This window comes from Streptomyces sp. NPDC033229 (assembly GCF_055576875.1).
In genome coordinates this window covers 1-4,976 of record NZ_JBVIQR010000126.1, presented here as the reverse complement: position 1 = coordinate 4,976, position 4,976 = coordinate 1, and the positions used below count along the sequence as shown (strand labels likewise).

General features: G+C 70.4%; 5 protein-coding genes. 3 read left to right on the top strand and 2 right to left on the bottom strand.

All coding sequences use genetic code 11. The features are described 5' to 3' along the window. Positions 1-164: 164 nt before the first annotated feature. On the bottom strand, positions 165-242 hold the full coding sequence (locus tag ACZ53N_RS36290; RefSeq protein ID WP_466782871.1) for a 50S ribosomal protein bL37: 78 nt from the start codon (positions 240-242) through the stop codon (positions 165-167). Positions 243-433: 191 nt separating this feature from the next. Between ACZ53N_RS36290 and ACZ53N_RS36285 the strand changes: the two genes are divergently transcribed. Further along, positions 434-1,165 carry an SAM-dependent methyltransferase gene (locus tag ACZ53N_RS36285; RefSeq protein ID WP_469144987.1) on the top strand — a complete coding sequence of 244 codons (732 nt, stop codon included), beginning with the start codon at positions 434-436 and terminating at the stop codon, positions 1,163-1,165. 324 nt (positions 1,166-1,489) lie between these two features. Here ACZ53N_RS36285 and ACZ53N_RS36280 read toward each other — a convergent pair whose 3' ends face one another. Further along, entirely contained in the window at positions 1,490-2,551 is a 1,062-nt protein-coding gene (locus tag ACZ53N_RS36280; RefSeq protein WP_469144986.1) for an ABC-2 transporter permease, read from the bottom strand. 75 nt (positions 2,552-2,626) lie between these two features. Between ACZ53N_RS36280 and ACZ53N_RS36275 the strand changes: the two genes are divergently transcribed. Both ACZ53N_RS36275 and ACZ53N_RS36270 read left to right on the top strand, forming a co-directional pair. Continuing rightward, complete coding sequence (locus ACZ53N_RS36275) at positions 2,627-3,073, top strand: MarR family winged helix-turn-helix transcriptional regulator (RefSeq protein WP_469144985.1); 447 nt, start codon at positions 2,627-2,629, stop codon at positions 3,071-3,073. A gap of 342 nt (positions 3,074-3,415) precedes the next feature. Then, positions 3,416-4,900, top strand: coding sequence for an ATP-binding cassette domain-containing protein (locus ACZ53N_RS36270; RefSeq protein WP_469144984.1), 1,485 nt, complete (start codon positions 3,416-3,418; stop codon positions 4,898-4,900). The last annotated feature ends 76 nt before the right edge of the window (positions 4,901-4,976 follow it).

Sequence of the window (4,976 nt, the reverse complement as noted above, 5' to 3'; positions counted from 1 at the left end):
AGCCCACTATCCGGGTTCGTAAGTGATCCAGGTCCCATGAGCGGCCTCACACCACACCCCCCACCCCCACACACCACGTAAGCAGCCGGACACACGCCGTCCGGCGCGCGATGGGGCGGCCCCAGGGGCCGCCCCATCGTGAATCCAGCCGTTCCGGGCCTGTCTCAGCACTGAGGCCGTCGACCGTGGTTGGCTGCGTGCTTACGACGTGCCTTCTTCTTGCGGCGCCGCTTCGAGGACATGCCGACTCCTCTCTCCGTGGTGCTTTTCGGGGCGATTTCCGCCGTTTCCCTTGCTATCACACGCAGCGATCACACGACCCGCAGCTGGCGCGTGCGATCGCGTGAATCCCGCTGACGGAGCCGCGGCGGGTCGTCCGGCTCGGGGGCGAAAAGCAGGTGCGCGCGCAGCGTGCCCATGTCAGGCTGCGCCGGTGAAACGTGAAGAGATCTCCCGCCTCGCACATGCCGACCATCCGATCGCGGCCCCGCTCGACGACGTCTCGGTCCGCGACCTGCTGGACCACGGCCTCCCACGCGGCGACGAGCGTGTCCTCGACCTCGGCTGCGGCGGTGGGGAATGGCTCCTGCGCGCCCTGGCCGCCCGCCCGCACCTGCGTGCCGAGGGCGTGGACATATCCGAGGCGTCCCTGACGCGCGCCCACGGGGCCGCGGTCGAACTCGGCGTCCAGGACCGGCTCACACTCCACCACCAGGACGCCTCGGACTTCACCTCCCCGCACCCGTTCGACCTGGTGCTCTGTGTCGGGTCCACGCATGCCTTCGGTGGGTTGCTCCCCACCCTCGCGGCCGCGCGCGAGCATCTGGCTCCCGGCGGGCGCGTCCTGGTCGGTGACGGCTTCTGGGAGCGCGAGCCCTCGCCGGAGGCCCTCGACATGCTCGGGGACTTCCACGATCTGGCGACCACGGTGGACCACGTCGTCGCCGACGGCTGGACCCCCGTACACGGACACGTCAGCACACGCCGAGAGCTGGACTCCTATGAATGGGCCTGGACGGGGTCCCTGGCCGCATGGGCGCTGGACCACCCCGACGATCCGGGGAGCCCCGAAGCGCTCGCGGCAGCCACGACCCACCGTTCCGAGTGGCTGCGCGTCTACCGGGACACGTGGGGATTCGTCTGCCTGGTTCTGCGCGCGTCATAACGAGGTAATCGGCGTCGCGCTCCCCGGCCCACGCGACCGTCGCGCGGGCCTCGGTGGGCGTACCCGAGCTGAGGTTCACCAGAGCGCGGCCGGACAGGACGGCGGACGCGGGTTCGAGGATCTCGTACATGGCCTCGTAGTCCTTGAGGCCGACGGCCTCGTCACCGGGCTCGCGCCCCCGGCCTGCGAGGGGGTCGGCAGCGGACGGCGGTCCGAGGCGTAGGGGTGGCCGGGGCCTACATAAGGCCGGGACGGGGCAGGCCTGCGACCCATACGCCGGGGCCGGCCCCGGTGCGAGCGGGCCGGCCCCGGCGAAGTCCTGGCTCAGGAGGTGGCGGCCTGTCGACCGCGGGCGCCGCGCGCGTCCCGCAGGTAGAGGAGTCCCGCGCAGGCGACGATCCAGATGGCCAGCACGATGATGCCGCGCTCCAGGCCGTCGTGGTGGAAGTACGCCAGGCCTTGGATGGCGCGGACACCGGCGCCGACGGGCAGGACCTCGGACAGCGGGTGCAGCCAGCCGGGCAGGTAGGGGGCGGGCATGACACCACCGCTGGTGCTGTTGCCGAGGGTCAGCAGAACGACCGAGGCCAGCCCGGCGCCCGCCGCTCCGGTCCAGCGGATGAACACCATGGTCGCGCCGCCTGCCGCCATCGCCATCAGCGCGGTCATCCCGGCGATCCCGACGAACGAGCCGGGCAGTGCGCCGAATCCGGTGCTTCCGGCGAGGAGGGCGATGATGATGCCGCCCAGGACGCCGAAAAGCGCGAGGCTGGCCATGCGCTGCCTGAAGCGCAGGGTGGGTGCGGCCTGGTAGGTCATCATGCCGAACAGATAGCCGGCCAGGACCAGGCCGAAGGCCGCGTAGAAGATCGACAGGCCGCGGGTGTCGCCCTCGGAGGTGGGCAGGATGTCCTGCTGGGCGAGCTGGTGGCCGCTCGCCTTGGCGACCGGGCCGAAGGCTCCGGTGAGGGTTCCGGTGACGGAGGGCCCGTTGGCGCCGGCGTACAGCAGGGTCGGCTCGCCGCGGCCGACGAGGTAGGCGGCGAAGACGTCGCGGTGTTCGACGGCCTTTCTGGCCGCGCTCTCGTCGCCGTAGGGCCGTACGTCGAAGCCGCCGGGCAGGGCCGACTCCAAGCCTTTTTCGAGCCGGTGTATCTCCTGCGACGTGCCCACGGCGGCGACCGGCAGATCGTGCGGCCTGGGGGCGTGGAACGCGGCGAGGTAGACGCTGACGAAGATCGTTCCGATCGCGAGCACGACGGCGACCGGGAGGAGCACGCCCTTGAGACCGCCCTGCGGATGCGGAGCCGGGGCCTCGTCCGGTATGTCGGCGTGCGGGTGTGCCTGCCGCGCGGCGGCAGTGCGGGAGGAAGTGGGGAGTGACACGGAGACCATCCAAACTTGTAAGCTGCCTGATAACCGTAGCAGGAAATATAAGGTGCCTTACAAGTGGTGGTGTCCATGAACGAACAGTCCGCGACGACCGGCTATCTGGCCTGGCAGTTCTCCCAGGTCATGGGCACGCGCCTGGAGAAGGAACTGCGGGCGCTGAACCTGACGCTGGTGCAGCACACCGCCCTGATGCACATTTCCCGCAGCCCCGGCATCTCCAGTGCGGACGCCGCCCGCCGCACCTGCGTCACGGCCCAGTCCATGGGCGCCGCCGTGAACGGCCTGGTCGACCGGGGCATGCTGGAACGCAGGCCCCACCCGACCAATCGACGTGTGCTCTGTCTGCACATCACCGACGACGGCCGACACCTGACCGAGCGCGCCCAGGCCGTCGTCAAGAACGTCAACGATGCCACGCTGTCCGTGCTTTCCCCGGCGGAACAGGCAACCGCGCACAGCCTCCTGTACCGCCTGGTCGCGCACCTCAACCCGGACGCCCTGCCGCCCTCCGCGTGATGCGCGCTCATCGTTTCCGGCAGCAACGCAATGCCCGGATCGGGTGACGGGCCACGGTGGAGTGAATCGCACAAGCCCCGACCGGCGCTCCGCCCCGGGACTTCGGGGCGGTTGACGTTCATTCGAATCCTTGCGCCACCTCACGCCTCCTGGGGGCCGTGACTCCTCCGATCGGGGGTCGTTCTCCCGATCACTCGTCCGATCAGGATGTCAACGAGGAGGCGTAGTGCATCACCGTCACGACCGTCACACCCACACCAACAAGGCGCGGCTGCTGTTCGAACACGTAAGTCCGGCACCGTCCGCCAGGGCCGCCGTCGCGACCGCCGGGAGGTGGTCGGTGTGAGTCGCCGCGCCGAGAACACGAGCCCCCCGGCGGGTCCGGACGCGGAGGAGGGTTCACCCTCGGAGCGGTTGCTGTTCGGCGGACCGCTGCTGCACGACACGGGCTGGAACAAGCACGAGCGGGCCTACCTGGAAATGTCGCTGTGGGCGATGGCGTTGAGCCTGCCCCGCCTGGTCGCCTCCACCGTCCGGCTGGCGTGGCGGGCCGACCGCCGGGCCCTGTGGGCGGTGGGGTGCGCGGAGGTCCTGCACGGCGTCACCCAGGCCATCGGTCTCGTGGCGGTCAATGACGTCCTCGGTGCCGTGCTGGCCGCCGGACCCATCGAGGACCGGCTCCACGCCGCCGTGCCCGCGCTGACCTGGGTCGCGATCACCAGTCTCGTCGGAGCCCTGGCCCTGTCCGCCTCGACCGCCGGCACCGGACGGCTGGAGCCGAAGGTCGAGCGGGTGGCGACCGAGATGTACCTGGAGCGCGTGATCCGCGTGGAGTTGGAGGCGATCGAGGACGAGAACTTCCACCGGTTGCTGGACACCGCCCAGTACGGGGCGGCGGGGGCCCGTCGCATGATCCGGTACTGCACAGCGGTCGTCGGAGCGCTGGTCTCCTTCGCCGCGGCGGCCGGTGTGCTGACCGTCCTGCACCCGGTGCTGCTGCCCCTGCTGCTTCTGATGACCCTGCCGCGCTCCTGGGCTGCGCTGCGCAACTCCCGGACGCGCTACGAGTCGTTCCAGCGGTGGGCCCAGCACTCCCGGGCCGGCCGTCTGCTGAGCCAGACCCTGATCCGTACCGATCCCGCGCCGGAGATCCGGGTGCACGACGTGGGGCCGTTCCTGCTGGGCCACTTCCGGAGCATGTCCGAGAGCTCGGAGGGTGAGCAGACCCGGCTCGCGCGCAGCGCGGCCAGAACCCGGCTGATCGCCTCGGCCCTGACGGGCATCGCCACTCTCGTGACTTATCTCGCGCTGGGCGGCCTCCTGCTGACCGGGGTGATGGCCCTGTCGGTCGCGGGGACCGCCGTGCTGGCCACCCGCAGCGGGGCGGCGAGCCTGACGACCCTCATCCTTCAGGTCAACAGCCTTTACGAGGAGGCGTGTTACGTGATGGACCTGGAGCGGCTGTGTGTCGAGGCCGGGAAGCGGGCCATCCCCGTCGGCGGGCTGCCGGTCCCCGAGCAGCCACGGCTCATCCGGTTCGAGGACGTCACCTTCGCCTATCCGGGCGACTCCCCCACGAAGCGGCCCGCTCTCAGCGGTGTGACCCTCGACATCCCCATGGGAAAGATCGTGGCCCTGGTCGGGGAGAACGGCTCCGGCAAGACGACCCTGGTCAAGCTTCTCGCCGGCCTCTACCAGCCCGGTGAGGGCGCGATCCGGTGGGACGGTCAGGACGCGGGCGCGCTGGACCGGGCCGAGCTGTTCTCCCGGTTCGCCATGGTCAGCCAGGACTTCCACCGCTGGCCGCTGACCGCTTCCCAATGCTGAAGTCAAGCCATGGAGGTGACGGGCGGTACCACTTGGTAGCACCGTCGGTCACGGATGAGTGCCCAGATGACGTTGA

Coding starts and splice junctions, on each gene's coding strand:
- ACZ53N_RS36290 (WP_466782871.1), bottom strand. CDS start 242: ATGTCCTCGAAGCGGCGCCGCAAGAAGAAGGCACGTCGTAAGCACGCA.
- ACZ53N_RS36275 (WP_469144985.1), top strand. CDS start 2,627: ATGAACGAACAGTCCGCGACGACCGGCTATCTGGCCTGGCAGTTCTCC.